This is a genomic window from Streptomyces sp. NPDC033165 (genome assembly GCF_055577965.1).
On record NZ_JBVIPK010000002.1, the window covers coordinates 616,173 to 640,247 of the forward strand.

Consider the following 24,075-nt stretch of genomic DNA (forward strand, 5'->3'; position numbering starts at 1 on the left):
TTGACCGGCAACGAGGGAGCGCGCAGTGCGGGTGGTCATCGCCGAGGACTCGGTCATTCTCCGTGAGGGCATGGTGGAACTACTCACCGCCCGAGGCTGTGACGTCATCGCGACCGTGGACGACGGGGACGGACTGCTGGCCGCGGTGGCCACGCATGCCCCGGATGTCGCCGTGGTCGACATCCGCATGCCGCCCACCCACACCGACGAGGGCATCCGCGCGGCGGTCCAACTCCGAGCGGACCACCCCGGGGTGGGCGTCCTCGTCTTCTCCCAGCACGCCGAGCCGGCCTGGGCGGCCCGGCTGCTCGCCGGCGAGGCATCGGGCATCGGGTACCTGCTCAAGGAGCGCGTCTCGGCCACCGCCGACTTCATCGAGGCGTTGCGCAGGGTCGCGGCCGGCGGTGTGGCGCTCGACCCGGAGATCGTCAGCCGTATGTTGAACAGCGGCAGCCGCCCCCTCGACCGGCTGACCGAGCGCGAACGAGTGGTCCTGGACTTGATGGCCCAGGGCCACTCGAACCGTTCCATCGCCGAACTGCTCGTCATCTCCGAGCGGGCGGTGGAGAAGCACGCGGCATCCATCTTCACGAAGTTCGATCTTCCTCCGACCGCTGCGGACAACCGCCGTGTCAAGGCGGTCGTGGCGTACTTGCAGGAGTCCAAGTCCTGACCTCGGGCCAGGGGCGCGGCCATGGCCGCCGGTTCGAGGGGGCGGATATCCGAACCTCGTGAACGGGAGGTAGCACGATGGCCCTGAGCAGCCGTGTTGCCGAGAATGAAGGCATGTCACTGAGCACTGAGGCCCAAGCCCGACCTCTCGTGGAAAGCGGTCCGGGAATTCACGCGGAGAACCTGCACCGTTCGTACGGCCGTGGCCGTGCCGCGGCTCACGCTCTGCGTGGAGTGGACATCGGCTTCGCTCCGGGCACCTTCACCGCGGTGATGGGCCCGTCCGGATCGGGCAAGTCGACCCTGCTGCAGTGCGTGGCGGGAATGGACCGACCGACCTCCGGGACAATCCACTGGGGCACGACCGACATCACCGCGCTGCCCGAGCGCCGCCTGGCGCAGCTGCGGCGCGCAGAGGCAGGCTTCATCTTCCAGTCGTACAACCTGATGCCGGCCATGACGGTCGAGCAGAACGTCGCCCTGACCTCTCGGCTGGCGGGCGAGCGCGTGGACTGGTCAGCGGTCGCCGACTGCCTCGAACGGGTGGGTCTTGCCGACCGGAGGAAGGAACGGCCCGGCCGTCTCTCCGGTGGCCAGCAGCAACGCGTCGCCGTGGCGAGGGCGTTGTTCGCCCGGCCGCGCGTCCTGTTCGCCGATGAGCCGACCGGCGCCCTCGACCGCGCGACCGGGCGCGAGGTGTTGTGGCTCCTGCGCGAGGGGGTCGAGAACGAAGGCCGCACTTGTGTCATGGTGACGCACGACCCGGTAGCGGCGAGTTTCGCGGACCGAGTGGTCATCCTCGCCGACGGAGTCCTGGTCGACGAGCTGGTACGCCCGTCCGCCGCGCAGATCTCCGAGAAGCTGAGTGAGCTCGCATGCTGAGGCTTGCCCTTGGGCTGCTGCGTGCCAAGCCTTCCTTGTACGCGGGGCCGGCTGCGGCGCTCCTGATGGCCGTCGCCGTGATCACCATGTTCGGATCCCTCATCGCCACGGCGATCGGCGGCCGCGGAGGCTCGCGGCTCGGGATGATCGGCGGGGCGTTCGGCGAGATCGCGATGCTGATGGCGCTGTTCACGGTCACCAACACGCTCTCGTTCTCCGTACAGGGCCAGGCCCGGGACATGGCTCTGCTGAGGACCAGCGGGGCGACGCCGGCACAGATCAAGCGCCTGGTCAGGTGCCAGGTCCTCTGGCTGACGCTCTTCGTCTCGCCGCCGGCCTGGCTGCTCGGAACGTGGGGCGCCAACCGGTTCCTGGCAGAGCTTGCCGCCCGGGACATCGTCCCGGCGGACGCGGTGGTGGTGTGGTCCCCCTGGCCTCTGCTGATCGGTACGGCAGTGACACTGCTGGTCGGATTCGGCGCGGCGAGGATCGCCGCGCGCCGGATCGTCCGCGGCCGACCGTCCACTGTGCTCGCGCAGACGGCCGAGCAGACGAAGATGGGCTGGCTTCGAGGCATCGCCGGTCTGCTCGTGATCGCCGGTTTCACACCCCTGGTGGTGTTCACCGCCGGGCAGCCGGCCGACAAGTCCGCCCAACTGGCTCTGCTCGGATCGCTGGTCTTCCTGGTCGCTGCCGGACTGCTCGGACCCTTGCTGGCACGACTGTCCATCGTGCTGCTCGGTGTGCCGTTCCGGCTGATGGGCCGCAGGCACGGGGGGGACGCCGGTGGTGCTCTCGCCGCCGACAACCTGCGCGGGCATGCCCACCGCCTGTCCTCCGCCGTGGTGCCGATCGCCCTGTTGGTCGGACTCTCGACAACGTTCGCCTCGGTCAGCGGCACCCTTCAGGAGGTTGCTCCGCCCGGCGCCTATGCCGAGAGCGACAACTGGCTCCGCGGGGTGGAACTCGCCATGCTGGCCGGCTTCGGAGCTGTGGCCACGGTGAACACCCTTGCCTCACTGACCACGGCGCGACGGCGCGAGTACGCGCTGCTCGCCCTGACCGGCGCGACCCGGCGGCAGTTGATCCGCATGCTGGGCACGGAGGCGATACTGACCGCCCTGGCCGGAGTGGTGCTTGGAATTCTCGTCGCCGCGCCCATGAGCATGGCGTTCGCGAGCGCTGCGACGGGCGAGTTGCTTCCCACCATCGCGTTCCACACATATGCCCCTCTGGTGCTGGGACCGGTGGCGCTGACCGTGCTGACGATCCTGTTCACCGGTGCGCGGGCCACCTCGGAGCCGGCGGTCACCGCCGTGGCCGCGCCGTGACCGCGCCCCGCCTCGCGGACGAGGACCGCGACGGACGATGGACGGTGTGTCCGGGGCCGATCGTCTTCGCCCTCACCGGGGTGCCGCTCTCCCTCCTCGGTATGGCCTACGCCCTCGTGGTCCTCTACGCCGGCGGGTTGCTCTCATTGACCGTGGTCGGACTGCCGGTACTCGCGACCGGTCTGTCGGGGGCCCGTCACCTCGGCCGGGGGCACGCCTGGCTGATGCGGACACTGCTCGGCGAGGACATCGTTCTCCCCGCGCCGCCGGCGGCGGCACCCGGCGTGTTCCGGTGGATCCGGAGCAATCTGTCCGATGTGACCGCCTGGCGCAGCGTGCTCTACCTGGTGCTGCGGCTCCCCCTCGACCTGCTCGCCTTCGTGGTGACGATCGCGCTGCCCGCCTTCGCCGTGTGGTCGATCGTGTGGACGGTGGTCGGAAGCCCGGAGCTCTGGCTGGCGGTCACGGCGGTCCTGGGCGCCTTGATCGTCCTGGCCTTCACCCCGGTGACGGCTCGTACGATGATGCGGGTGCACCGGCTGCTGGGCCGGAAGCTGCTCGGCCCCAGCGCCTCCCAGCTGCGGGTCCGGACGCTGGAGCGGGCGCGCACTGTTGCCTTCACCGAGGGCACGCGCGACCTGAGGCAGGTCGAGCGGGACCTGCATGACGGCACGCAGGCCCAGTTGGTCGCGATCGCCATGACGCTGTCGTTGGCCGCCGACACCCTGGACGGCGAAGCGTCCACCGGACGCACCGGCGCCCTCATCGCCCGGGCCCGCACGCAGACCGACACGGCCATCGCGGAGTTGAGGCGGCTCATCGACGGGATGAGCCCCGCCGCACTCGACCGGGGACTCGCCGAGGCGCTGCCGCATCTGACCGGGCAGGCCGGAGTGCCGGTGGCCCTGCGGGTGGAGATGTCACAGCGACCGGATCCGGTGATCGAGCGGGTGGCGTACTTCTGTGTCGCCGAACTGCTCACCAACGTCTCCAAGCACAGCGGAGCGACGAAGGCGTCGGTGGACGCGCGCGTCGCCGGAGAGGTCCTGCGGATCCAGGTCCAGGACGACGGCAGCGGAGGCGCCAGGATCGGTGCGGGCAGTGGTCTGTCGGGCCTGAGGGAACGGCTGACCGCGGTCGATGGCACTCTCGGTCTTCACAGCCCGCCCGCGAGCCCGACCACCGTCGTACTCGAGATGCCGGTCCGGATCTGACCTTCTGCCCATGACGGGCCCGCTCCCATCCCGCCGCGGCCCGGTTCTCCCCACCCCAACACCTCGGCGTCCTCGACGTCGCTTTCCCCCCGGCCCGCCGCCTCGCGCCGGCCCATGCCCAGAGAAGGGACAGCTGTCCATGCGCGCTGCGCGGATCAGACTCGGAATGCTGATAGCCACCGTCGCCGGAAGCATCGTCGCGTCCGTCACGGCCGCGGCTGCGAACGGGGTGCTCGGCCTGCCGCCCGCGCCCCGACATGTGGCCGTCGCGGCGAAGGACCTGCCCGAGCTCTACGGCGAGAACCGGCGTTACCTCGCCCGCGCAGCCGCTGCGGCGCGCCGGGTGGGTGACGGTGAGCGGGCCCGGGCACTGGGCGCTCTCGCCTCCCCCGACCGCCACTTCCTGGAGGCCTCCGGCGATGGTGACGGCCAGGCGGTGGAGGTGCTCGGAGACCTGGCGCACGCGCAGCGGATCGCCCTTCTGGTGCCGGGCTCGGACACCACCATCGACACCTTCGACCACCTCGGCTCCCGGCACGGCTCGGTGGCCGGCGGAAGCCGGGCGCTGTACGCGGAGATGCGAGCCGTCGCACCGGAGACGCGCGTTGCCGTCATCGGGTGGTACGGCTACCGGGCGCCCCGCACCAAGAGCCGCGACATCGTGACCCAGGAGCGAGCGGAGGAGGGCGGCCGACTGCTCCGCCGCCAGATCGACCGGCTACGGGGAATCAACCCCGATGCCTCCGTGGCTCTGATGTGTCATTCGTACGGGTCCGTGGTGTGCGGGGAAGCGGTGCGCGGAATGGATCGGTCCGCGCAGTCCCCGCTGTCGGGTGTCGTGGTCTTCGGCAGCCCGGGGATGGGCGTCGACTCGGCCGTTGAACTGGGCGCGCGCGTCCCGGTGTGGGCGGGGCGAGGCAGCGAGGACTGGATCTCGTATGTGCCGCACGCCCAGTACAGCGTGTTCGGTGAGAGAGTGGGGTTCGGCCCGGACCCGGTGTCCGTGGAGTTCGGCGCCCGACGACTCCCCACGGGAGACAGTCGGCACGGCGACTACCTGCGCCCCGGCAGCCTTTCGCTCCGGAGTATCGCGCTGATCGGCCTGGACCGGGGCCGGCAGGTGTCTCATGGCTGATGTACGGGTCAGGACGGAGAACGAGCACTCCACTCCCGTGGCCTGGAAGGACCTGGCACCGGTACCGCCTGTCCGGCTGACGGCGGTGCGGCGACTGCACCGGGCTGTGCTGCGTATCGATGCGGCGACTCCGTTTTCCCGCGACCGTGCGGTCGATGTCCTGCGTGCCTACTCCATCCTCGGCGTGGTGCTCGGCCACTGGCTGGTGAGCGCGGTGGTGCTACGGGCAGGCGGCCATCTGGGAGGCGAGAGCCCCATCAACCACATGCCGGGTCTCACGCCGGTGACGTGGCTGTTGCAGCCGCTCGCCCTGTTCTTCTTCGTCGGTGGCCGGGTCGGATCCCAGAGCTACGCCTCCGCGGTCGCGACCGGTACCCGCTACCGGACCTGGTTGGCCCAGCGGTTGCGCCAGTTGGTGCGTCCCACCTTGGCCCTGTTGGGCGTGTGGGGGGTGGTGCTGATCGGGCTGGCCTTCGAAGGAGTGGCGTTCGAGACGATCCGCACCCTGCTGCGGCTCGCGGTGTCCCCGCTCTGGTTCCTCTGCGTCTACGCGGTGATCACGGCGGCCACTCCGCTGATCATGCGGTGTGGTGCGGGCCGGCTGATGCTGGTGGCCTTCGCGCTGGTCGTGGCCACGGATCTGGTCCGCGGGTTGGTCGGAGACCTGGAATGGGTCGATTCGCTCCGCTGGCTGAACGTTTTCACCGGCTGGCTGGTGCCCTACGCCCTGGGGGTGTTCTGGGCGGCCGGCGGCCTCGCCCGCCGCAGGTACGCGGTCGGCATGCTCGTCTGCGGCGCGGTCGGCCTGACCGGCCTGGTGCTTTGGTGTGGCTATCCGGCGAGCATGGTCGGTGTCCCCGGGGCCGCCCTGTCCAACCTCAACCCACCGAGTCTCGCGGCTGTCTGCTTCGGTCTGGTCCAGTGCGGTCTCGGACTCCTGTTGTGCGGCCCGCTCCGTCGGCTGACCGGCCAGCCGGCAGAGCCGGTCCCGTTGCCCCCCGCCCACGCGTCCGACACCGCAGGGGCGCGTGCCACCGCAGGGCAGTTCTGCTGGGCGGCCGTGGCGTTGTTGAACCTGTCGGCCATGACGATATTCCTCTGGCACCAGACGTCCATGCTCGCCACCACCGTGTTCTCGCTCGGGTTCGGACAACGCTGGCCCGGGCTCCACACGGCGCCGGAAGATCCATTCTGGGTGGCTTTCCGTCTCGGCTGGATTCTTGTTTTCACGTGCGTACTCGGTGTCTTTTGGCTGGCTTTCAAGGACGTGGAAAAGTCCGCCCGGAGGCGCCGTAGATAATCGGCCGATAAGGGAATAATGCCGCACTGGCCTATGATTTCCAGCGTTTCTTGCTCAAATTTCGGCGCAGCATAACTCAGGAGGCATTTCGTGGCCATCTCGAACAATATCCCGGGCCCGGCGGAGAGCGGCACCGACGTGGCTGCCGCACGTGGTGTCGTGAACTCTCTTCGAGACCTCACCGTGCAAGCAGTGTCAGAGCTCTATGTGAAGTACCAGGACGACCTGCGTGCCGTCAGGGATCAGCAGCGGACCTTCCTTCGGCAGCGCGGCAAGTCGATGAAGGCGCAACTCGACGACTACGAGGCGGAGATAACCTACCTGCTGCTGCGGGACTACCGGCCTGAGACGGTGGTCGAGATCGGCACGTTCTACGGATGGTCCACCACGTGGATTCTCAGTGCTTTGCGGGACAACGGTGTCCTGACCTGGGATGTTGCCAGGGGGTAGCCGCACGGACCCGTACTGAGCAGGTGGGCGAAGACATGGACGCCTGGGTCGAGGTCGGCCACCTCGCCGAGTGGTACGGCAGCATTCGTCGGCACCTGGAGGGCGGCATTTCCTCCACCGAGCGCGACGGGTAGGTGCCTACGGGGCGCGCCGGTTCGGCGATTGAACTTGCGGAGGACGCCGGGGCAGGCGTACGGGACAGGACTCGTGGGGGCTCCCGGGCTGCTGAGCTACGTCGACCGGCATCTTCTGGCCTGGGATGTCACACCCGGTCCGGTGCGGCGGCGGGGACGCGGGCAGGCAGGTGGGCGAGGACGCTCTGCGGGACGCCCGCCAGGCGGTAGAAGGTGACGCGGCTGGTGGTCCGTGTGCTCGGTTCCTTGCGGGTCTGCCACCGCCACACGGTCCGTCCGTCCGGGGTGATCTCGAACGCGCGGCCGTCCTCCGCCACGGCGATCAGGGTGTTGCCGTCGGGGAGCCGCTCGCAGCTGCCGGCGAATTCGCTGAAGAACGTCTCGCGGGGACGCGTGCCGTACTGCCACACGATCGTGTCGGTGACCGGGTCGACCTCGACGACTCGGGAGCGGCTGGCTCGGGTGCCGTTGTCGAAGACGAGGATGTTGCCGTTCGGGAGCTGGGAGGGGTGGTGCTGGCCGGACAGCCGGCCCGGGCCCCACCACCAGAGGACTCGCGGGGTGCCGGGGTCGATCACGGCCAGCAGGTCGAGGTTGCGCACGGAGATGAGCACGGCCCCGGCCGGCCACAGTCCGGCCGGGTGTTCGGCCAGGACCTCGACGGTGTTGGTGTGCAGGATGTCGCACGGGGCGCCGTGCAGTTGTCGCAGCAAGGTGATGGCGCGGGTGACCGTGCCGCTGAAAGAGCCGGTGGCGAACAGATGGGCGCTCTCCTCGGTCAGCGAGGAGGGATCGCGGGCGAACGCCGCCTGCTTGGTGAGGACCTCGCGGCGGACCATTGTGGCCAGCGCGGGCTCGGAGGCCAGGACGTCGAACAGGGACACCTCGCTGATCAGGCGTCCTCCCGCGTCGAGTTCGGCCAGGGTGTTGTCCAGGACGGTGGCCTCCAGGCCCGGCCACACAAGGCGCCGCGGGGCTCCGGCGAGCACGAGCGTGCCACCGCCCGGCAGCAGGACCAGGTCGTGGTGGGCTGGGATGTCAGCCTGCCAGAGCAGAGCCGAGTCCGGGGCGAGCTTGAGGAGCGCGCGCATCGGCACCATGGCGAACAGACACCCGTCCTCGGCGACCTCGACGTGGCTCCAGCCGTGCAGGAAGGTCGGCGGGTCCTCGGATTCCGGGGGTTGGGCCGCGGTGTGACTCCAGGTGTGCACTTCCCGGCCGCTCCGGTCGATCAGCCGGGCGTAGGGCCGGGGGTAGGAGGAGCCGGGGGAGTACACGAAGTGGTTGATGCCGGGCTTGCGGCCGTTGTGCTGGGTCAAGGCGTGTTCCTTCGGATCGGGGGTGGGATGGCGCAACGGCGCGCACCTGCTCGCGGCCCGGCGTGGGGTGGAGGGGACGCGAAGCGCTCAGCCGGAGCGGGTGATGGCGGCGCCGGAGGTCGGGCACCGCGCCACGTCAGGGTGCCCGGTACGCGGTGAGCGGTTCGCCGTGGACGGTCTCGGAGGTGAAGCCGTCCGGGCCGACCGGGCGGTCGCCGAGGACGGTCACCCGATAGAGGGTGCGGCGGTGGTCGGTGTGGTCGAGGTCGGACGGTTGCAGGTGGGCGACGGCGCGGTTGTCCCAGATGGCGATGTCGCCGGGCGCCCAGCGCCAGCGGACGGTGTGTTCGGGCCGGCCGACGTGTCCGTGGAAGATCTCCAGCAGGTGCCGGCTCTCCCAGGGCAGCAGGCCGGTCAGGTGGGTGACCGAGGCGGGTGGAACGAACAGGGCCCGCTCGCCGGTTTCGGGGTGGACCCGGACCACCGGGTGGACGGAGAGCAGGGTGTCCTCGGTGAGCCGGCGCAGGACCTCCACGTCGTCCTTGTCGGACAGCAGCAGGCGGCTGGCGGCGTACAGTCCGTGTTCGGCGCGCAGTCCGTCGGCGAGCGCGCGCAGCGGTTCGGAGAGGCCCTGGTAGGCGGCGACCAGGTTGGTCCACTGGGTGTCACCGCCGCACGGCGGGATCACCTCGGCCCGCAGGACGGAGATGGCCGGCGGGTTGACGGCGGCGGCCAGGTCGACGTGCCAGCCGGAGTGCGGGGTCAGAGCCTTCGGCCGCAGGCGCTCCTCGAAGCGCTGCCCGTAGCGGGTGTCCTCGACCTCCGGGTCGACGGTGAGGATCTCGGGGTACCCGTCCGGGTGCACGCCGTGCTTGCGGCCCGGGCGCCGCGTCAGTTCGCCGAGGCGCCGGCCGAAGGCGATGTGTTCGGCATGGCCGAGCCGTTGGCCGCGGAAGAAGATCACCTTGTGGCGCAGCAGCGCCGCGCGGATGGTGCTGATCGTCGGTTCCGATAGGGGCTTGCCGAGGTCGACTCCGGCGATCTCGGCGCCGATGTGTCCCGCGACCCGCCGGATGTCGATCCCGGGGCCGTCCGGCTGTGCTTCCGCCATGCGGTTCTTTCCCTCCGGTCGCTCGGCGTGCCCGGTCAGGCCCACTGCAGGACGGTGTGGTCGTCGAGGGGCCCGGTCATCCACAGCGCCACGGTGCGGCGGATGCCTTCGGCGGCGCTGGGTGCGACGGCGTGCACGTTGCCGCCGTCGAAGACGTATACGTAGGAGCGGCGCTTGCCCTGGCCCAGCGCGCAGTACTCGTCCAGGCCGATCCGGCTGCCGTCGGGCAGGTCGAAGCCGTCGGGGGTGACGATCGCGGTGTGCGGGAAGAGGCCCCGGACCTCGTCCGGGTAGTACTGCCGGGTCTTGTCCCAGAACGGCCAGGCCATGGTGACCTTGGCGTCGTAGAGCGGAGTGGGCGGGTGGTCGAAGAAGCTGTTGTAGCGCAGGTCGTAGAACTCGTGGGCGCGGATGAGACCGTAGTCCTTCCAGTGCACCCGGTCGAAGCCGAAGTACCGGATGCCGTGCTCGCGCAGCCGCTGCACGGTGTACCGGACTCCGTGCGGCCGGGAGGCGTTGCCGGTGAGGTGGTGCATGACGAGGTCGTCGCCGAAGCGGGCGCGCGGTGAGGCGGCGAGGTTGTCGATCGGCGCGCCGAGGTGGCGCACCGGGGCGCCGAAGCCGGCGGGGAGCGCCCGGTAGAGCGCGTGTACCTGGTCGACGATCTCCCAGCGCATGGTGAGCACGCCGACCTCGTTCTCGGTGAGGGTGGCGTGCACCTGGCGGGCGAAGGAGGCGCTGGGGGCCATGGTGAGGTCGGTGCGCAGGGCCGGGCCGAGTCTGTCGTAGATGCGGTCGGCGTGCAGCAGGTGGTCGGCGATCCAGCCGATGTCGTTCTCGGCCGGCACGACCTGCAGCTCCGGGAAGCGTTGCAGGACGCCGGAGAAGATCAGGTCGGTGAGGGTGTGCTGGAGTTCCTCCGGGTAGCCCATGTTGCGGCGGATGCGCCCCAGCGGGTTGGCGTAGTCGAAGAGCTTCGGGCTGTCCCGGTAGCCGCTGAGGCAGTGCATCGAGACGGGCATGCCCAGGTCCTGGGCCTCCCGCCAGAACGGGGCGTTGGCCTCGCCGCCGAAGTCCCGCTGGGCGGGGGCGGAAGCCCAGACCGCCGCTCCCTTGAGGCCGAGTGCGCGGCAGCGGCGCAGTTCCCTTACGGCCTCCTCGGTGTCCCGGAGCGAGATCAGGCCGAGGCCCACCAACCGCTCGGGTGCGTGGCGGACGTAGTCCGCGAGCCAGTCGTTGTAGGCGCGGAAGCAGGCGCGCTGGAACTCGCCGTCCGGGAGCCAGAAACAGGTGGAGGGCCAAGCTGGGGTGGAGCACCTCTCCGGCGACGCCGTCCAGGCCATGCCCTTCAGGCGCGCGGCCGGGTCGCTGCCGCCCGTGCGGGCCGCCTCCAGCACCGCCTCCGCGCCGTTCGGCGTTCCAGGAGACCCGGGGCGCGCGGTCGCGGAACCGGCGTTCCAGCCCCTCGGCCCACAGGTGCACGGGTTCGACGACGTGCGAGTCGGCCGAGAGTGCGGGAGCGGTCACGAATGCACTCCTCTCAACGCGAAAGAGCCGCCGCGGCGGGCCCGGGCGGAGGGGCGGCGCGGGTGCGACGGTGAGGAAGTGGTACGCGAACTCATCGGTTGGCCAAGGAAGTTGGTGATCGGCGGCCGCGCGCTCTCCATTGTTGCCGACAGCATGCTCGGGTCAAGAGTGGCTGCATCGCCGAGTGTGGCGATCCGGACACCAGAGGCGTGGACGCGCGCTGGTGGACTCAACTGACGGTATGTAACTATCCACCTCGTGTCGGACGCAATCTCGGCGACCGCGCGGCAGCAGCGTACGGACCTGCTGCTGCTCGGCGCCTCGAACTACCCGGCACTTCCCCATCCACCCCTACGCCTTCGTCCAGGTCTCGGCGGTGACCGCGCGCCACGGCCGCGGCACCGCCCGCCTGGACCTGCTGCGCACCCCCAAGTCCGAGTGGAGGTCGGTGCTCGGCGCGGCGCTGGAACGCACCGATCCGAGCCTCATCGGTATCCACCTGCGCCAGTTGGACTCCATCTTCATCCGGAACTACGCCGACGCCGACCTGGCCGGTGCGCCGCAACAGCTACTGGCTGGTCCACGAGACCGAGCAACTGATCGACCCGATCCGGGACTTGACGGACACACCGGTGTTGGTCGGCGGCTTCGGCTTCACCTCCCAGGCCGCGCCCCTGTCGGAACGGCTGAGGCCGGACTTCGGCGTGGTCGGCGAGCCGGACGAGGTGCTGGGCCGCCTGGACGGCGTACTGGCCGGGCGCGGCCTGGACGGGATCGCCAACCTCGCCCACCGCTCCGCCGGAGGCTTCACGATCAACCCCCGGTCTTCCTGCCCCCCGCCGACCACCCCGAGTACACAGAGGACGTCCTGCGGGACCTCTTGGACTTCTACGGCGCCGAGCGTGTCCCAGGCCCGGAGCCGGCGGTCCACGTACCGGTGGAGGTGCAGCGTTCCTGGCCGACCGCGGCGTCACCCGGATCTGGATGGTCTGCTCCGAGATCGACATCGGCCGCAACGACCTCCTGTTCGAGCTGGCCGCCCGGATGCGCCGGCTCAACCACGGACCGGACGCCGAGAATGCCCACGGCTTTGGTGGTCAGATCACGCCAGGGCGCGGACCACGGATCCATGAGCGCACCAGGTATCGGGGTCGGCATTACGTGGAGGTATGGATCGTCAAGGACGGCAAGGTCGTCGCCAGCGATCACCACGACGTAGTGATCCGCTGACGACGCCACGCCATCAGAGTGACGGGCATGAAGCGGGGGCGGCTCCCCACGCGGCTCGTCCCCGGCGAGAACGTGCAGGTCGGCATCTGGTTGAAGCTCTGCACCTCCCCCCGGACCGCCTACGACGGGTCCGGGCCGAGCTGGGGGCCGCCGCCCAGAGGCTCCCGGTTGCGGACACGTCTCAGCCCACAGGGCGTCGGAGGCGTCGAGGGTGCGGGCGATTCCTCGTTGCTCACAGGGCCCCAAGGTCGACCGTGACAGGGAATGGCGCGGTGGCCTTCACGGCGCCGGCGAACACCTCGCCGTCCCGGTAGGCCCTGGTGGCTGGGTCGAGGACGTAGGTGTAGACGATCGGAACGCCGGTGGCGGCCTGCTCGATGCGCCAGTAGAAGGGGATGCCGGTTTTGGCGTACTGGTCCACCTTTGCGATCCGGTCGGTGGTCTCCGAACCGGGCGACACGACTTCGACGACCAGGAGTAAGTGCTCGGGACGGGTGGGCGTGAGGTCGATGGTCTCCGCCCGGTAGACGGTGACGTCCGGACGGCGGTTGGTGAGCGGTACGTCCTGCAGGCGGACGTCGAAGTCCGTGTCGGCGTTCCAGTCCGGGCCCGCGGCGGCGTCCAGGGCGTTGGCCAGGAGCCGAGCCGGCCGGTTGTGCCGCTTGGAGGCGCTCGGGCTCACGACGACCATCCCGTCCACGATCTCGATGCCGGCGCACTGCTCCTCGGACCAGGAGTCGTACTGTTCCGCGCTGATCTGCGTGTGCATCCACGCGGGCACCACCATCTCGGCGGCCATGGAGTACCTCCTTCGAGGATGCGGTGCTGCTCGACTCAGCGTACTGCCCGCTTCCAGCCGGGCCCCGGCTTTGGTGCGGGGCAGAACCTCCAGCGTCCGCAGGGCGACCTGGGCGCAGAAGGGGCGATCCGTATTCACCACGTGATGGCGCATGAGTGCGAATCAGCCAAGTAGGGCGGGGGCTTGCGGGCCGAACCGGCAGGGCCGTGTCGGCGTGAGAGGCTGGGTCGTATGAACCGGTTGGCTGGTGTGACCTCGCCTTACCTGCTTCAGCATGCCGACAACCCGGTCGACTGGTGGCCGTGGGGACCGGAGGCGTTCGAGGAAGCGAAACGGCGCGATGCACCCGTTCTGTTGTCAGTCGGATACTCTGCGTGCCATTGATGCCAGTGCATGTGAACAACCGGATAGTCACGACCTGGGGCGTTGTCAGAAGGCAGCCGCATGGATACGTACGACGAGGAACTGAACACAAGCATCGACGCCTGGGTGGAGGCCGAGCTGGCCGCTTCGCCCGAGTGGGGGCCCGAGAAGTTCGTCGGCATCCGCCAACTCCTGGAGGGCGGCGCACCCGCTGTCGCCGCCGAGGAGTAGGAGCACGGAGCCACAGGCCGCAGCCGACACCGTAGTGCTGTGCGTGGGGCCGAGCCGCCCTCTTGCACGGCACTGCCGGTAATCGATCGGCGCGAGTCTGATACGTGCCGCCGCGACGCTGACGGCGGAGGCGGACCCGTTGCCGGCCAGGACGTGTCAGCCCGCCGGCGACTGGGCCACCGCGGACAACGAGGAGTCTGTCCGCGAAGGCCGTTACGCGACCGGGCGCTCGGTAGGCCTGCGGGTGCCGGGCCACTCGTCGCTGCACCACTCGCGCTGCCCGTCCGTACCGGCGCCGTGGGCGGCGAGCGCGGTCGGCAGGTCGCAGTGGACGACGATGGGCGGCTGGCAGCTGTCGGGGACGAGGGACCCGTCCGCGGGGATGGCGGCGAGTTCGAGAGGGCGGTCTTCGGCGGCCAGCCGCCGTGCGGCCGCGGCGACTGCGAGCTGGCCGCCGACCGACCAGCCGCGCAGGCTCGTCAGGTCCAGGATGACCGGACCGGTGCCGCGCGCCAGGGCCCAGCCGACCGCGCCGGCGAACCGGTCGACGGCCTTGGCGCCGAGGAACCCGGCCAGGGACAGAACACCCAGGTCTTCCCGGACGGTGTATCGCCACTCGATGGTCATGGGCTCGCCTTCGTTCTCACAGGGGATTCAGGGATTCAGGGATTCGGGGAATCTCGCAGGGGGAGGGTGATCCACACGCTCTTGCCGCCACCGTCCGCGTCCCGCCTCAGCGCCAACGTGCCGCCCTGCTCCGCCAGCACCTCGGCGACGGTGAGAAGGCCGCCCGTGTGGCCCGCGACGGGGACGACACCGGGGTGGTACGGGTGTCGGTCGTGGACAGCGAACGCGAGCGTGTCCTCGCCGGCCGCGAACGTCACCGTCAGGCTCGGGGAGGCCACGGCGGCGTGCCGGATGCTGTTGGTGACCAGCTCCCTGAGGATCAACAGGGCTGGCCCCATGGCGGGATGGGCCGTGCCGATGCCCCACGACGCGTACGTCGTCTCTGCGGTCTCGCGCGCCAGGCGCACCGAGGCCGGGACTGTCGGCGCGGTGAGGACGTGGCGGTGCGGCAGTACTTCCGGCGCGGCGCTCACCGTGTTTCCGCCCGTGTGCTCTGGGGAGTTGTGGATTTCTGCGGGGGCACTGAGGCGAGGACCCCGGTCGTCTGGAGATGGCTCCGCGCGCCCGCGATGGCCTCGGGCATCGTGGCGTACTCCCGGCCCTCGTACCGCAGCAGGTCGAGCGCGCCGACGGAGGCGAGGACCTGCCGCTGACCCGGCCTGATGCCTGAGGTCATGACGGCGATGCCGCGCCGGTCGAGCTTCTCGACGGCGTCCTTGAGGACCATTGCGCCGGTGGCGTCCATCGTCGTAACCCGCGACATGCGCAGGATGACCACTCGGACGTCCGCGACCTCCGACAGTTCGAGCAGGAAGCGGTGCGCGGCGGCGAAGAACAGCGGGCCGTCGATCCGGTACGCGACGATGTACGCGGCCAGCAGCGCGTGCTCCTCGTCGCTGTGCTCGCCGGACAGGTCGGGCCGGAAGTCCACCTGGTCCATGCGGGCCTGCATGGCCACGGCCCGCAGTGCGAGGGCGCCCGCGACGGCCATGCCGATGAGCACCGCGTACACGAGGTCGAGCGCGAGCGTGGCGACGGCGGTGAGGACGAGGACGACGGCGTCGGAGCGGGTGGCCTTCGCCATGGCGCGCAGCGAGCCGACCTCGATCATCCGCACGGCCGTGGCGAGGAGGACGCCGGCCAGGGCGGCGAGCGGGATCTTCGACACGAGCGGGGCGGCGGCGAAGACGATCACGGTGAGGATCGCCGCGTGGGTGAGCGCGGCGAGCCGGGAGGAGGCTCCGGTACGGACGTTGACGGCGGTACGGGCGATGGCGCCGGTCGCCGGGACGCCGCCGAACAACGGGGCGGCGATGTTCGCCAGGCCCTGTCCGAACAGCTCCCGGTCCGGGTCGTGCCCCTGCCCGACGGTCATGCTGTCGGCGACCTGCGCTGACAGAAGGGACTCCAGGGCGGCGAGCGCCGCGACCGCGACGGCCGGGACGATCAGGGAACCCAGCGCGGAAAGGTCGAGGAAGGAGAGGGACGGGGCGGGAAGCCCGGAAGGCAGCTCGCCGATCGGCTTGGCCGCGTCCAAGTGGAAAACCTGGGCCACGATCGTGGCGGCGATCACCGCGAGGATCGAGAAGGGGATCGCGGGCCGCCACCGGGCGCCGCCGAGCATGAGGGCGGCGACGCCCAGGGCGAGCCCGAGGGCCGTCCAGTTAGGGGCCTGGACGAACTCCTCGACGGCGTGCCACGTCACCTCCAGGACCCGCTCGCCCTCGGGTTTGGGGACACCGAGGGCGTTCGGTACCTGCTGGAGGCCGATGACGAGCGCGATCCCCAGCGTGAAGCCCTCCACGACCGAGGCGGGGATGTAGGCCATGGAGCGGCCGACCCGTACCAGGGCCAGGCCGACGCAGATGAGGCCCGCGAGCAGGCCGACGGTCAGTACGCCACTCGGACCGTGCTGGGCGACGATGGGGACGAGGACGACCGTCATGGCCCCGGTCGGGCCGGACACCTGGAGGTTGGATCCTCCGAAGACGGCGGCCAACGCGCCCGCGACGACGGCGGTCGCGAGCCCGGCCTCGGCACCGAGCCCGGAGGTCTCACCGAAGCCGAGGGCCAGCGGCAGGGCGACGATGGCGACCGTGAGGCCGGCGAGCAGGTCGCGCCGGGGGTTGCGGCCCATGGCGGCGGCGTCGGCGCGGGTGGGCAGCAGGGAACGCAGCCGCTTCCACGGCGCGCTCACCGCTCGGCCGCCTCGGCCCCCAGAAGCTCGGTGAGAAGCTCGTTCTGGCCGGTGAGCATCTGGGTGAGGATCCGGCGCGCGGCCTGCATCAGATCGGTGACGTCTCCGCCCGCCAAGGTGTAGATCACGGTCGCCCCGTCGCGGCTGGCGGTCACGATCCCGGACCGGCGCAGGACGGCCAGCTGCTGTGAGAGCGCCGGCGCCTCGACATCGATCTCCGTCAGGAGATCACGTACCGGCATCGGCCCGTTCTGGAGCAGCTCTAGCACACGGATACGGACCGGGTGTCCCAGCATCCGGAAGAACTCGGCCTTCGCCTGGTACAGCGGAACCGGCACGTCCCTGACCCTCCTCGTCGTCGAGCCCCGTCATCGCGGCGCGGGCTGGGCGCCGTGCTCGCGGCTACCCACGGGCACGGGCACTAGAGCATCTAACGAACTGCAGAATTATGCAATTATGGACCTTCCCAGACCGATGAAGTGGAACGGACCTTCCCCAGTGGCCGAGAACGCCGAGAACCAGCTGCCGCCCTGCCCCGAGTGCTCCGGCACCTACACATACGAGATGGGCGCCTTGCTCGTCTGCCCCGAGTGCGGCCACGAGTGGGAGCCTGCCGCCGCTGGTGACACGACCGCCGACGGCGCGGGCGAGAAGGTCGTCAAGGACTCCGTCGGCAACGTCCTCGCCGACGGTGACACCGTGACCGTGGTGAAGACCTTGAAGGTCAAGGGCAGCCCGAACGGCATCAAGGCCGGCACGAAGGTCCGCAACATCCGCGTGGTCGACGGGGTCGACGGCCACGACATCGACTGTCGCATCGAGGGTTTCGGCAATATGCAGCTCAAGTCGAGCGTGGTCAAGAAGGGCTGACGCGGCGGCTATCGCCACACGGAGGCGGGCAGGGCGAGGAGAGGTACGGATGACGACCGGACGTCTGGTGGAGATGCCGGGCGCGGAAGCGCTGTGGCTCCTGGAGGGGAGTGCGCGAGGCCGCCTCGTCCTGCTGCGTCGCGGCGAGCCTGCCGTACGGCCTGCCGCACACCTGGACGCACGGCCATCTCGTCGTCCGCGCACCGGTACAGGCGGCGTCCGTTTCGCCGACGGTCACCTACCAGGTGGACGATCTCCCTGGCTCCGCCGTCCCCGGCTGGTCGATCACCGTCATGGGCCCCGCGACGGAGATCGCCGAGCAGCACGAGGCCGCCCACTACCGCCGCACCCTGGGCGGCTGGGTCCACGGACCGCATGACACCTTGCTCCGGATCACTCCGTAGACCGTGACCGGCTTCCGCCTGGCGCCGGGCGAGGGACGCTGAGCGAGCCGCTCCGGCATGGGCCTCTGCGTGCGGCTATGCGGAGGTTCGGCGTGCGGCAGCGGTGCCGCCGCGCAGGGCGTCCGCGCTCAGGGCCGCCGCCCGCAGGGGTTTCAACCGGCGGGACGGGTACTTCAGCAGGGAGTGGTCCGTTCCGGACCTTCGCGGAACACGCACCGAAGTCTCCCTCCTCAGCCTTTATGATTTGCCAATCTTAGTAATTAGGCAGATTCGTGTCTGCCGGGTTCTACGTCAGGATGGCCGGTGTCCATGGAAGGCGTACGGTCGGCAGCGGCCGTCGACGAGGAGGGGCCCGCACCGTGAGCGCGCCGCTGTACCAGCTCAAGGCCGACTTCTTCAAGACGCTGGGGCATCCGGCGCGCATCCGCGTGCTGGAGCTGCTGGCCGAGCGCGAGCACGCGGTATCCGAGATGCTGCCCGAGGTCGGCGTCGAACCGGCACACCTGTCACAGCAGCTCGCCGTCCTGCGCCGCGCCAACCTGGTGGTCACTCGCAAGGAAGGCTCCACCGTCCACTACTCCCTGGCCAGCCCGCGAGTGGCGGAACTGCTCCGGGTGGCCCGCGAGATCCTCTCGGGCGTGCTGGCCGACCAGGCCAGGCTCCTCGGCGACCTCCGTGCGGAGCAGCAGACGTCGGCGCCCCCGCCGCGAGCGGGCCATTGACCGGTGGCCGCCTCCCGCTCACCCGATGGACAGCACCTCAGGGGCGGCGGAAGGCGGTCACCCTCACGAGGTGCGGTGCTCGGCGCTCGTAGGCCAGAGCACCTCGACCGCCCGGCCGAGGCCGCGCGCGTAGGCCACGAGATGTGCGGTGGCGTGGTGTGGGGTGATCGGGGAGCCGTCCCGGACCGCGAGGACGCGGTGCAGGCCTGAATCATCCGCTCGTCGACGTGCCGGCAGGCGGGCCCGTCGGCAGGGTCGTAGTCCACCGGACTCAACCGCTGCGTCAAGTAGTGCCAGGGTGCCGGCGCACTGCTCCTCGGGCCAGGAGTCGTACTGCTCCGCGCTGATCTGCGTATGCATCCACGCGGGCACCACCATCTCAGCAGTCATGGTGTACCTCCTTCGAGAGGCCTCGGCAGGTCCGGCGCTGCTGGAGCCAGCCTACTGTCCGCCGATGCCGGGCTGCCCGACTTCGGCAGCGCACCCCGGTCCCACCTGCCCTTCCCGCCTCGCCCCGTGGCGCGCGGGTGTCCTGGAGGCGGGTGCGCGAGGATTGGGGTATGGCCAACCGACTTACGCAGACCACCTCCCCGTACCTCCTCCAGCACGCCGACAATCCCGTCGACTGGTGGCCCTGGTCGCCCGAGGCGTTCGAGGAGGCCAGGAAGCGGGATGTGCCCGTGCTGCTCAGCGTCGGGTATGCCAGTTGCCATTGGTGCCACGTCATGGCCCACGAATCGTTCGAGGACGACACCGTGGCCGCCTATCTCAACGCGCACTTCGTCCCGGTGAAGGTCGACCGGGAGGAGCGGCCCGACGTCGACGCCGTCTACATGGAAGCCGTTCAGGCGGCCACCGGGCACGGTGGGTGGCCGATGACCGTTTTCCTCACGCCCGACGCCGAACCCTTCTACTTCGGGACCTACTTCCCGCCCGAGCCCCGGCACGGGTCGCCCTCCTTCCACCAGGTCCTCGAAGGCGTGGTGGCCGCGTGGAGCGACCGGCGTGAGGAGGTCGCCGAGGTTGCCGGGCGGATCGTCGCCGACCTGGCGGGGCGGTCGCTGGTGCACGCCGGGGACGGGGTGCCCGGGGAGCAGGAGACCGCGCAGGCGTTGCTCGGGCTGACCCGGGAGTACGACGAGCAGCACGGCGGGTTCGGGGGCGCGCCCAAGTTCCCGCCGTCCATGGCCGTCGAGTTCCTGCTGCGGCACTACGCCCGTACCGGGGCCGAGGGGGCCCTCCAGATGGCCGCCGACACCTGCTCGGCGATGGCCCGGGGCGGGATCTACGACCAGCTCGGCGGCGGGTTCGCACGGTACTCCGTGGACCGGGAGTGGATCGTGCCCCACTTCGAGAAGATGCTGTACGACAACGCGCTGCTCTGCCGCGTGTACGCCCATCTCTGGCGCACCACCGGGTCGGAGGAGGCCAGGCGGATCGCCCTGGAGACCGCCGACTTCATGGTGCGGGAGCTGCGGACGGCCGAAGGTGGCTTCGCCTCCGCGCTCGACGCCGACAGTGAGGACGCGGACGGCAGGCACGTCGAGGGCGCGTTCTACGTGTGGACGCCGGAGCAGTTGCGCGAGGTGCTCGGCGAGGAGGATGCCGCCTTCGCCGCCGCCTGCTTCGGGGTGACGGAGAAGGGGACCTTCGAGGAGGGGGCCTCCGTCCTGCGGCTGCCGGGGGACTCGGGGCCCGTGGACGCCGCTCGGGTCGCGGACGTACGGGCCCGGCTGCTCGCCGCCCGTGAGCAGCGCCCGCGCCCGGGGCGGGACGACAAGGTGGTCGCCGCCTGGAACGGGCTCGCCATCGCCGCGCTCGCCGAGACCGGGGCGTACTTCGACCGGCCCGACCTCGTCGAGCGGGCCACCGAGGCCGCCGATCTGCTGGTCCGGGTCCACCTCGGCGAGGTGGCCCGGCTGACCCGCACCTCCAGGGACGGGCGCGCGGGCGACAATGCCGGGGTGCTGGAGGACTACGGCGATGTGGCCGAGGGCTTCCTCGCGCTGGCGGCGGTGACGGGCGAGGGCGTCTGGCTGGAGTTCGCCGGGTTCCTGCTGGACATCGTGCTGGAGCAGTTCACCGGCGAAGGCGGGCAGCTCTACGACACCGCCCACGATGCCGAGCAGCTCATCCGCCGGCCCCAGGACCCCACCGACAGTGCCACCCCGGCCGGGTGGACAGCGGCAGCGGGGGCGCTCCTCGGCTACGCCGCGTACACCGGGTCCGATGCCCACCGCACCGCCGCCGAGGGCGCGCTCGGAGTGGTGAAGGCGCTCGGCCCGCGTGCGCCCCGCTTCATCGGCTGGGGCCTCGCGGTCGCCGAAGCGCTGCTCGACGGGCCCCGCGAGGTGGCCGTCGCCGGGCCGGTCGGCGGTGAGCTGCACCGTACGGCGCTGCTGGGCCGGGCCCCGGGTGCGGTCGTCGCGGCGGGGGAGGGGCCGGGAGCGGGGGCCGAGTTCCCCCTGCTCGTGGACCGGCCGCTGGTGGACGGGGAGCCGACCGCGTACGTCTGCCGGCACTTCGTCTGCGACGCGCCGACGACGGACGCGGGGGAGCTGGCGGCGAAGCTGGGCGGGTGAGGGCCGCCCGCAGGCAGCGGTGAGGGGCCGGTCGCCGCGTGCGACCGGCCCCTCACCCGTGTCCACCGTGCCTATCCGTGCTGGTACGCCACCAGCGAGATGCCCACGTAGTGCGTGACGAACGCCGCCAGCGTCAGCGAGTGGAACACCTCGTGGAAGCCGAACCAGCGCGGCGACGGGTTCGGCTTCTTGATCCCGTAGATCACGCCGCCCGCGCTGTAGAGCAGCCCGCCGACGATGACGAGGACCAGCACCGCGATCCCGCCCGTCCGCATGAAGTCGGGCAGGAAGAAGACCGCCGCCCAGCCCATCGCGATGTAGCACGGGGTGTAGAGCCAGCGCGGCGCGCCGACCCAGAGGACCCGGAAGGCGATGCCCGCCGCCGCGGCCGCCCAGACCGCCCACAGCAGGGGCCGGGCGGTCGACTCGGGGAGCAGGAGCAGGGTCAGCGGGGTGTAGGTGCCCGCGATGATCAGGAAGATGTTCGCGTGGTCCAGACGGCGCAGCACTGCCTCGCCGCGCGGTCCCCAGGTGCCGCGGTGGTAGACCGCGCTGACCCCGAACAGCAGACAGGCGCTGAGGACGTAGACCGTGCAGGCGATCCGGCCCATCGTGCTGTCGGTCAGGGCGATCAGAGTGATTCCGGAGATCAGCACCGCGGGGAACATTCCGGCGTGCAGCCAGCCGCGCATTCTCGGCTTGACGGGGACGGAGGCAGGGTCGAGTGCGACGGGGCCCGGGGTCGCGGCGCTAGCGGCGGCGTCAGTCATGTCGGCATGTTACCTACGCAACCGTAGGTAACGGATATGGGGATCTGGTGAGTGGTGATGCTCACGTGTGAGGCCCCCTGGACATATGGGCGGAACGGTCGGATGATCAAATGAGTGCAGTCGGCACCGGATGAGCGCCAGGGGAATTCGAAGGGTACGAAGCATCCGGGTCGCAGCCCCCACGGGGCCTCAACCCAACTGACACCCTCATCTAGGAGCGATCGTGGCGCGCGACATCGCGGCTCCCCTCACTGTCCCCACCCACCACCAGGAGCTGGTCTCCTGGGTCGACGAGATCGCAGCCATCACCCAGCCGGACCGGGTCGTCTGGTGCGACGGCTCCGAGGCCGAGTACGAGCGCCTGTGCGGGGAGCTCGTCGCCAAGGGCACGTTCACCAAGCTGGACGAGGCCAAGCGGCCGAACTCGTACTACGCCGCCTCCGACCCCACCGACGTCGCCCGCGTCGAGGACCGTACGTTCATCTGCTCCAAGGAGGAGAAGGACGCGGGGCCGACCAACCACTGGAAGGACCCCGCCGAGATGCGGGAGATCTTCACCGGCCGGGACGGTGTCTTCCGCGGGTCCATGCGCGGGCGCACCATGTACGTCGTGCCCTTCTGCATGGGGCCCGTCGGCTCGCCGCTCTCCGCGATCGGCGTCGAGATCACCGACTCCGCGTACGTCGCCGTCTCCATGCGCACCATGACCCGCATGGGCCAGGCCGTCCTGGACGAGCTCGGCACCGACGGCTTCTTCGTCAAGGCCGTCCACACGCTCGGCGCCCCCCTGGCCGAAGGCGAGCAGGACGTCCCCTGGCCGTGCAACTCGACCAAGTACATCTCGCACTTCCCCGAGGACCGCGAGATCTGGTCGTACGGCTCCGGCTACGGCGGCAACGCCCTGCTCGGCAAGAAGTGCTACGCCCTGCGCATCGCCTCCGTCATGGCCCGCGACGAGGGCTGGCTCGCCGAGCACATGCTCATCCTGAAGCTCACGCCGCCGAGCGGTGAGGCCGAGGCCCCCAAGTACATCGCGGCCGCCTTCCCGTCCGCCTGCGGCAAGACCAACCTCGCCATGCTGGAGCCGACCATCCCCGGCTGGACCGTGGAGACCATCGGCGACGACATCGCCTGGATGCGGTTCGGCGAGGACGGCCGCCTCTACGCGATCAACCCCGAGGCAGGCTTCTTCGGCGTCGCGCCCGGCACCGGCGAGCACACCAACGCCAACGCCATGAAGACCATGTGGGGCAACTCCGTCTTCACCAACGTCGCGCTCACCGACGACGGCGACGTCTGGTGGGAGGGCATGACCGAGGAGGCGCCCGCGCACCTCACGGACTGGAAGGGCAACGACTGGACCCCCGAGTCCGGCACGCCCGCCGCCCACCCCAACGCCCGCTTCACCGTCCCCGCAGGACAGTGCCCGATCATCGCGCCCGAGTGGGAGGACCCCAAGGGCGTGCCGATCTCCGCGATCCTCTTCGGCGGCCGCCGGGCCTCCGCCGTACCGCTGGTCACCGAGTCCTTCGACTGGCAGCACGGCGTCTTCCTCGGCGCCAACGTCGCCTCCGAGAAGACCGCCGCCGCCGAGGGCAGGGTCGGCGAGCTGCGCCGCGACCCGTTCGCCATGCTGCCGTTCTGCGGCTACAACATGGGCGACTACATGAACCACTGGGTGAAGGTCGGCGCCGACAAGCCAGACCAGTCGAAGCTGCCGAAGATCTACTACGTGAACTGGTTCCGCAAGAACGAGGCGGGCAAGTTCGTCTGGCCCGGCTTCGGCGAGAACAGCCGCGTGCTCAAGTGGATCGTGGAGCGCCTGGAGGGCAAGGCCGAGGGTGTCGAGACCCCGATCGGCATCCTGCCCGCCAAGGGCGCGCTGGACACCGAGGGCCTGGACCTCTCCGAGGCCGACCTCGACTTCCTGCTCACGGTCGACAAGAAGGTCTGGCGCGAGGAGGCCGCCCTGGTCCCCGAGCACCTCAACACCTTCGGCGACCACACGCCCAAGGAGCTGTGGGACGAGTACCACGCGCTCGTCGCGCGCCTGGGCTGAGCCCGGTACTCCTCCAGAACCCCGCGGCCGGGTCCATCGGACATCCGCCCTGACCTGTGGGGCCGACTCGGCCCGCCGCGGTATCGGGGCCTGTCGTCGCCGACAGCCCCCGGAGGCGTTGTCCCCGACCGAGGACACCCTCCCGG

Annotated in this window: 23 protein-coding genes and 2 pseudogenes; 15 read left to right on the forward strand and 10 right to left on the reverse strand. The window is 70.5% G+C overall.

Features of this window, described 5'->3' with window-relative positions:
- Window positions 1-25: 25 nt before the first annotated feature.
- From ACZ5WC_RS07160 to ACZ5WC_RS07190, 7 genes are all read left to right on the forward strand, one after another.
- Window positions 26-673, forward strand: coding sequence for a response regulator transcription factor (locus ACZ5WC_RS07160; RefSeq protein ID WP_468539843.1), 648 nt, complete (start codon window positions 26-28; stop codon window positions 671-673).
- A gap of 113 nt (window positions 674-786) precedes the next feature.
- On the forward strand, window positions 787-1,554 hold the full coding sequence (locus ACZ5WC_RS07165; RefSeq protein ID WP_468539972.1) for an ABC transporter ATP-binding protein: 768 nt from the start codon (window positions 787-789) through the stop codon (window positions 1,552-1,554).
- Window positions 1,548-2,885 carry an FtsX-like permease family protein gene (locus tag ACZ5WC_RS07170; protein WP_468539844.1) on the forward strand — a complete coding sequence of 446 codons (1,338 nt, stop codon included), beginning with the start codon at window positions 1,548-1,550 and terminating at the stop codon, window positions 2,883-2,885. The genes ACZ5WC_RS07165 and ACZ5WC_RS07170 overlap by 7 nt, the downstream gene beginning before the upstream one ends.
- Window positions 2,882-4,099, forward strand: coding sequence for a sensor histidine kinase (locus ACZ5WC_RS07175; protein WP_468539845.1), 1,218 nt, complete (start codon window positions 2,882-2,884; stop codon window positions 4,097-4,099). The genes ACZ5WC_RS07170 and ACZ5WC_RS07175 overlap by 4 nt, the downstream gene beginning before the upstream one ends.
- A gap of 139 nt (window positions 4,100-4,238) precedes the next feature.
- A complete protein-coding gene (locus ACZ5WC_RS07180) occupies window positions 4,239-5,234 on the forward strand; it encodes an alpha/beta hydrolase (RefSeq protein ID WP_468539846.1) in 996 nt (331 codons plus the stop codon).
- A gap of 37 nt (window positions 5,235-5,271) precedes the next feature.
- Complete coding sequence (locus tag ACZ5WC_RS07185) at window positions 5,272-6,534, forward strand: acyltransferase family protein (protein ID WP_468539847.1); 1,263 nt, start codon at window positions 5,272-5,274, stop codon at window positions 6,532-6,534.
- Between the two features lie 90 nt (window positions 6,535-6,624).
- Window positions 6,625-6,984, forward strand: coding sequence for a hypothetical protein (locus ACZ5WC_RS07190; protein WP_468539848.1), 360 nt, complete (start codon window positions 6,625-6,627; stop codon window positions 6,982-6,984).
- Window positions 6,985-7,246: 262 nt separating this feature from the next.
- Here the strand turns inward: ACZ5WC_RS07190 and ACZ5WC_RS07195 are convergent, their stop codons facing one another.
- From ACZ5WC_RS07195 to ACZ5WC_RS07205, 3 genes are all read right to left on the reverse strand, one after another.
- The gene (locus ACZ5WC_RS07195; protein ID WP_468539849.1) at window positions 7,247-8,437 is read right to left on the reverse strand and encodes an arylsulfotransferase family protein; all 1,191 of its coding nucleotides are present in this window, start codon (window positions 8,435-8,437) and stop codon (window positions 7,247-7,249) included.
- Window positions 8,438-8,573: 136 nt separating this feature from the next.
- Window positions 8,574-9,548: a TauD/TfdA dioxygenase family protein gene (locus tag ACZ5WC_RS07200; protein WP_468539850.1), complete on the reverse strand. Its 975-nt coding sequence runs from the start codon at window positions 9,546-9,548 to the stop codon at window positions 8,574-8,576.
- A 35-nt stretch (window positions 9,549-9,583) separates the two neighbouring features.
- Window positions 9,584-10,945 carry an amidohydrolase family protein gene (locus tag ACZ5WC_RS07205; RefSeq protein ID WP_468539851.1) on the reverse strand — a complete coding sequence of 454 codons (1,362 nt, stop codon included), beginning with the start codon at window positions 10,943-10,945 and terminating at the stop codon, window positions 9,584-9,586.
- Between the two features lie 1,114 nt (window positions 10,946-12,059).
- On the opposite strand from ACZ5WC_RS07205, the gene ACZ5WC_RS07210 reads away from it, so the two are divergent.
- Window positions 12,060-12,305, forward strand: a complete 246-nt coding sequence (locus ACZ5WC_RS07210; protein ID WP_468539852.1) for a nucleotide-binding domain-containing protein — start codon at window positions 12,060-12,062, stop codon at window positions 12,303-12,305.
- A gap of 232 nt (window positions 12,306-12,537) precedes the next feature.
- On the opposite strand, the gene ACZ5WC_RS07215 is transcribed toward ACZ5WC_RS07210, so the two are convergent.
- Window positions 12,538-13,104: a Uma2 family endonuclease gene (locus tag ACZ5WC_RS07215; RefSeq protein WP_468539853.1), complete on the reverse strand. Its 567-nt coding sequence runs from the start codon at window positions 13,102-13,104 to the stop codon at window positions 12,538-12,540.
- 231 nt (window positions 13,105-13,335) lie between these two features.
- On the opposite strand from ACZ5WC_RS07215, the pseudogene ACZ5WC_RS07220 reads away from it, so the two are divergent.
- Together ACZ5WC_RS07220 and ACZ5WC_RS07225 are read left to right on the forward strand one after the other, a co-directional pair.
- Window positions 13,336-13,485 (forward strand): annotated as a pseudogene (locus ACZ5WC_RS07220) (DUF255 domain-containing protein); the annotation flags it as partial.
- Between the two features lie 63 nt (window positions 13,486-13,548).
- On the forward strand, window positions 13,549-13,698 hold the full coding sequence (locus ACZ5WC_RS07225) for a hypothetical protein (RefSeq protein ID WP_468539854.1): 150 nt from the start codon (window positions 13,549-13,551) through the stop codon (window positions 13,696-13,698).
- A gap of 213 nt (window positions 13,699-13,911) precedes the next feature.
- Here the strand turns inward: ACZ5WC_RS07225 and ACZ5WC_RS07230 are convergent, their stop codons facing one another.
- The 4 genes from ACZ5WC_RS07230 to ACZ5WC_RS07245 are packed head-to-tail and all read right to left on the reverse strand — an operon-like array spanning window position 13,912 to window position 16,860.
- Window positions 13,912-14,325 (reverse strand): anti-sigma factor antagonist, encoded by a 414-nt coding sequence (locus ACZ5WC_RS07230; RefSeq protein WP_468539855.1) that lies wholly within the window; start codon window positions 14,323-14,325, stop codon window positions 13,912-13,914.
- 35 nt (window positions 14,326-14,360) lie between these two features.
- On the reverse strand, window positions 14,361-14,798 hold the full coding sequence (locus ACZ5WC_RS07235) for an ATP-binding protein (protein WP_468539856.1): 438 nt from the start codon (window positions 14,796-14,798) through the stop codon (window positions 14,361-14,363).
- Complete coding sequence (locus ACZ5WC_RS07240) at window positions 14,795-16,462, reverse strand: SulP family inorganic anion transporter (protein WP_468539973.1); 1,668 nt, start codon at window positions 16,460-16,462, stop codon at window positions 14,795-14,797. The genes ACZ5WC_RS07235 and ACZ5WC_RS07240 overlap by 4 nt, the downstream gene beginning before the upstream one ends.
- 56 nt (window positions 16,463-16,518) lie before the next feature.
- Complete coding sequence (locus tag ACZ5WC_RS07245; RefSeq protein ID WP_468539857.1) at window positions 16,519-16,860, reverse strand: ArsR/SmtB family transcription factor; 342 nt, start codon at window positions 16,858-16,860, stop codon at window positions 16,519-16,521.
- 160 nt (window positions 16,861-17,020) lie between these two features.
- Here ACZ5WC_RS07245 and ACZ5WC_RS07250 point away from each other — a divergent pair, with 160 nt between their 5' ends.
- The 3 genes from ACZ5WC_RS07250 to ACZ5WC_RS07260 all read left to right on the forward strand — a co-directional run bounded on the left by ACZ5WC_RS07250 (window position 17,021) and on the right by ACZ5WC_RS07260 (window position 18,518).
- Window positions 17,021-17,392, forward strand: coding sequence for a zinc ribbon domain-containing protein YjdM (locus ACZ5WC_RS07250; RefSeq protein WP_468539858.1), 372 nt, complete (start codon window positions 17,021-17,023; stop codon window positions 17,390-17,392).
- A 110-nt stretch (window positions 17,393-17,502) separates the two neighbouring features.
- Window positions 17,503-17,796 (forward strand): hypothetical protein, encoded by a 294-nt coding sequence (locus ACZ5WC_RS07255; protein WP_468539859.1) that lies wholly within the window; start codon window positions 17,503-17,505, stop codon window positions 17,794-17,796.
- A gap of 359 nt (window positions 17,797-18,155) precedes the next feature.
- The gene (locus ACZ5WC_RS07260) at window positions 18,156-18,518 is read left to right on the forward strand and encodes an ArsR/SmtB family transcription factor (protein ID WP_468539860.1); all 363 of its coding nucleotides are present in this window, start codon (window positions 18,156-18,158) and stop codon (window positions 18,516-18,518) included.
- Between the two features lie 228 nt (window positions 18,519-18,746).
- On the opposite strand, the pseudogene ACZ5WC_RS07265 reads toward ACZ5WC_RS07260, so the two are convergent.
- Window positions 18,747-18,908 (reverse strand): annotated as a pseudogene (locus tag ACZ5WC_RS07265) (Uma2 family endonuclease); the annotation flags it as partial.
- 170 nt (window positions 18,909-19,078) lie between these two features.
- On the opposite strand from ACZ5WC_RS07265, the gene ACZ5WC_RS07270 reads away from it, so the two are divergent.
- Window positions 19,079-21,100: a thioredoxin domain-containing protein gene (locus tag ACZ5WC_RS07270; RefSeq protein WP_468539861.1), complete on the forward strand. Its 2,022-nt coding sequence runs from the start codon at window positions 19,079-19,081 to the stop codon at window positions 21,098-21,100.
- Window positions 21,101-21,171: 71 nt separating this feature from the next.
- Here ACZ5WC_RS07270 and trhA read toward each other — a convergent pair whose 3' ends face one another.
- Window positions 21,172-21,870 (reverse strand): PAQR family membrane homeostasis protein TrhA, encoded by a 699-nt coding sequence (gene trhA, locus ACZ5WC_RS07275; protein WP_468539862.1) that lies wholly within the window; start codon window positions 21,868-21,870, stop codon window positions 21,172-21,174.
- A 223-nt stretch (window positions 21,871-22,093) separates the two neighbouring features.
- On the opposite strand from trhA, the gene ACZ5WC_RS07280 reads away from it, so the two are divergent.
- Entirely contained in the window at window positions 22,094-23,929 is a 1,836-nt protein-coding gene (locus ACZ5WC_RS07280) for a phosphoenolpyruvate carboxykinase (GTP) (protein ID WP_468539863.1), read from the forward strand.
- Window positions 23,930-24,075 lie beyond the last annotated feature (146 nt).

Excerpts from the sequence above, each read along its gene's own strand:
- ACZ5WC_RS07165 (WP_468539972.1), top strand. The coding sequence starts at position 787 with ATGTCACTGAGCACTGAGGCCCAAGCCCGACCTCTCGTGGAAAGCGGT.
- ACZ5WC_RS07170 (WP_468539844.1), top strand. The coding sequence starts at position 1,548 with ATGCTGAGGCTTGCCCTTGGGCTGCTGCGTGCCAAGCCTTCCTTGTAC.
- ACZ5WC_RS07180 (WP_468539846.1), top strand. The coding sequence starts at position 4,239 with ATGCGCGCTGCGCGGATCAGACTCGGAATGCTGATAGCCACCGTCGCC.
- ACZ5WC_RS07200 (WP_468539850.1), bottom strand. The coding sequence starts at position 9,548 with ATGGCGGAAGCACAGCCGGACGGCCCCGGGATCGACATCCGGCGGGTC.
- ACZ5WC_RS07210 (WP_468539852.1), top strand. The coding sequence starts at position 12,060 with ATGGTCTGCTCCGAGATCGACATCGGCCGCAACGACCTCCTGTTCGAG.
- ACZ5WC_RS07215 (WP_468539853.1), bottom strand. The coding sequence starts at position 13,104 with ATGGCCGCCGAGATGGTGGTGCCCGCGTGGATGCACACGCAGATCAGC.
- ACZ5WC_RS07225 (WP_468539854.1), top strand. The coding sequence starts at position 13,549 with ATGGATACGTACGACGAGGAACTGAACACAAGCATCGACGCCTGGGTG.
- ACZ5WC_RS07230 (WP_468539855.1), bottom strand. The coding sequence starts at position 14,325 with ATGACCATCGAGTGGCGATACACCGTCCGGGAAGACCTGGGTGTTCTG.
- ACZ5WC_RS07240 (WP_468539973.1), bottom strand. The coding sequence starts at position 16,462 with ATGGGCCGCAACCCCCGGCGCGACCTGCTCGCCGGCCTCACGGTCGCC.
- ACZ5WC_RS07270 (WP_468539861.1), top strand. The coding sequence starts at position 19,079 with ATGGCCAACCGACTTACGCAGACCACCTCCCCGTACCTCCTCCAGCAC.
- trhA (WP_468539862.1), bottom strand. The coding sequence starts at position 21,870 with ATGACTGACGCCGCCGCTAGCGCCGCGACCCCGGGCCCCGTCGCACTC.